The 2,767-nt window shown below is 69.5% G+C and carries 2 protein-coding genes; one reads left to right on the top strand and one right to left on the bottom strand.

Features of this window, described 5'->3' with window-relative positions:
• Positions 1 to 249, bottom strand: a 249-nt coding sequence (locus VJ976_RS07835) for a hypothetical protein (RefSeq protein WP_324099564.1), incomplete at its 3' end; no start/stop codon positions are given.
• 50 nt (positions 250 to 299) lie between these two features.
• Here VJ976_RS07835 and clpB point away from each other — a divergent pair.
• A partial coding sequence (gene clpB, locus VJ976_RS07830) for an ATP-dependent chaperone ClpB (RefSeq protein ID WP_324099563.1) occupies positions 300 to 2,767 on the top strand: 2,468 nt, incomplete at its 3' end.

Below are 2,767 nucleotides of genomic sequence, written 5' to 3'. Positions count from 1 at the left end.
CTTGTAGTAGCGGTCAGCGCTGTTGTCCTTCAGCGTCTGCTCGTCGGTCAGCACGCGATCGGCGCCGAGCATGGTCGTGCAGGCCTCCACGATCTCCTGGCGGGAGAGGCGGCCTTCGGTGCTGCTGGTCACAAGCGGGTCCGATCCGTGGGTTCTGACGTGAGCTGTGACCATTGTCGGCGCCGGGCGGCCGGGCTGCCAGGGCATAGACTTGAGCGGAATAGACTCAAGTTTGACCAGGTTGAACATAGCGACGTTAGGGCCGCCGCGCACACGATGAAGGAAGGGAGCGCCACACCATGGACCTGCAGCTGACCACCAAGGCTCAAGAGGCCCTGTCCACCGCCGTGCGCGAGGCCGCCGCCGGAAACCACCAGCACGTCGAGCCTGCGCACCTGCTCCACGCGCTGACCGAGCAGTCCGACACCACCACCGGGCCGCTGCTGCAGTCCGTCGGCGCGTCAAGCGAGCAGGCCGCTGCCGCCGCCCAGCAGGCTCTGTCCAGCCTGCCCACGGTCACCGGCTCGAACATCTCCCAGCCCCAGCTGTCCCGGGCGTCCCTCGCCGTGCTCAACCAGGCCCAGCAGGCCATGACCACTCTGGGGGACTCCTACATCTCCACCGACCATCTGCTGGCTGCACTGGCCCAGGACACGAAGTTCGGGCTCGACGCCGACGCGCTGATGCAGCAGATCCCCGCGATCCGAGGCGGGGCCAAGGTCGACAGCCCCGACCCCGAGGCGGGCTACGACGCCCTGGCCAAGTACGGCACCGACCTGACCGCGGTGGCTCGCGAGGGCAAACTCGACCCCGTCATCGGCCGTGACGCCGAGATCCGGCGGGTGGTGCAGGTGCTCTCCCGGCGCACCAAGAACAACCCCGTCCTGATCGGGGAGCCGGGCGTGGGCAAGACCGCGGTCGTCGAAGGGCTGGCCCAGCGCATCGTGGCCGGCGACGTCCCCGAGTCGCTGCGCGACAAGACCCTGATCTCCCTCGACCTGGGGGCGATGGTCGCGGGTGCGAAGTACCGAGGGGAGTTCGAGGAGCGCCTGAAGGCGGTGCTGGCCGAGATCAAGGCCAGTGACGGCCGCGTGGTGACCTTCATCGACGAGCTCCACACCGTGGTTGGAGCCGGCGCCACCGGTGAGGGCGCCATGGACGCCGGCAACATGCTCAAGCCGCTGCTGGCCCGGGGCGAGCTGCGCATGGTCGGTGCGACCACGCTGAACGAGTACCGGGAGCGGATCGAGAAGGACGCGGCCCTGGAGCGGCGGTTCCAGCAGGTGTTCGTCGGTGAGCCCAGCGTCGCGGACAGCATCGGCATCCTGCGTGGGCTGAAGGAGCGCTACGAGGCCCACCACAAGGTGGCCATCGCCGACTCCGCGCTGGTCGCCGCGGCATCACTGTCCGACCGCTACATCACCGGCAGGCAGCTGCCCGACAAGGCCATCGACCTCATCGACGAGGCTGCCTCGCGGCTGCGGATGGAGATCGACTCCTCCCCGGTCGAGATCGACGAGCTGCGCCGGACCGTCGACCGGTTGCGGATGGAGGAGCTGCACCTGGCCTCCGAGAGCGACGACGCCTCCAAGGACCGGCTGGCCATATTGCGCGCGGACCTCGCGGACAAGCAGGAGCAGCTGGCCGCTCTCGACGCGCGCTGGCAGCAGGAACGCTCCGGCCTCAACCGGGTGGGTGAGCTCAAGCAGCACCTCGACGAGCTGCGCACCACAGCCGAGCGCCTGCAGCGCGAGGGCGACTACGCCGGTGCCTCGCGGGTGCTCTACGGCGAGATCCCGGCCACGACCGCCGAGCTCGAGGCGGCCCAGGAGGCGGAGTCGAGCTCGGTGAAGACCGAGCAGGAGCCGATGGTGAAGGACGAGGTCGGCAGCGACGACGTCGCCGACGTGGTCAGCTCGTGGACCGGCATCCCGGCGGGCCGCCTGCTGGAGGGCGAGACCGCCAAGCTGCTACGGATGGAAGAGGTGCTCGGTGAGCGCCTGATCGGGCAGCGCAGTGCGGTGCGGGCGGTGAGCGATGCGGTGCGACGCTCTCGCGCGGGCATCTCCGACCCGGACCGCCCGACCGGGTCCTTCCTGTTCCTGGGGCCCACCGGGGTGGGCAAGACCGAGTTGGCCAAGGCGCTGGCCGACTTCCTCTTCGACGACGAACGGGCGATGGTCCGCATCGACATGAGCGAGTACGCCGAGCGCCACGCCGTCGCCCGGCTGGTCGGCGCGCCCCCCGGGTACGTCGGCTACGACGAGGGTGGCCAGCTGACCGAGGCCGTCCGTCGACGCCCCTACTCGGTCGTGTTGCTCGACGAGGTCGAGAAGGCTCATCCCGAGACCTTCGACGTGCTGCTGCAGGTGCTCGACGACGGGCGGCTGACCGACGGCCAGGGCCGCACCGTCGACTTTCGCAACGTCCTGCTCATCATGACCTCCAACCTGGGCAGCCAGTTCCTGGTCGACCCGACGACGGACGAGACCACCAAGCGGGAGCAGGTCATGGCCACGGTGCGCACCGCGTTCAAGCCGGAGTTCCTCAACCGGCTGGACGAGGTCGTGGTGTTCGACGCGCTGAGCCGGGACGAGCTCGCCACCATCGTGGGCCTGCAGGTTCAGATGCTGGCCGACCGGCTGGCCGACCGACGCATCACCCTCGAGGTCACTGACGCTGCGGCCGCATGGCTGGCCGAACGCGGCTACGACCCAGCCTACGGGGCGAGACCGCTGCGGCGCCTGATCCAGACCGAGATCGGTGA

This window comes from Ornithinimicrobium sp. (assembly GCF_035267225.1).
Lineage (GTDB): Bacteria > Actinomycetota > Actinomycetes > Actinomycetales > Dermatophilaceae > Ornithinicoccus.
This window is presented reverse-complemented; position numbering and strand designations above follow the sequence as displayed.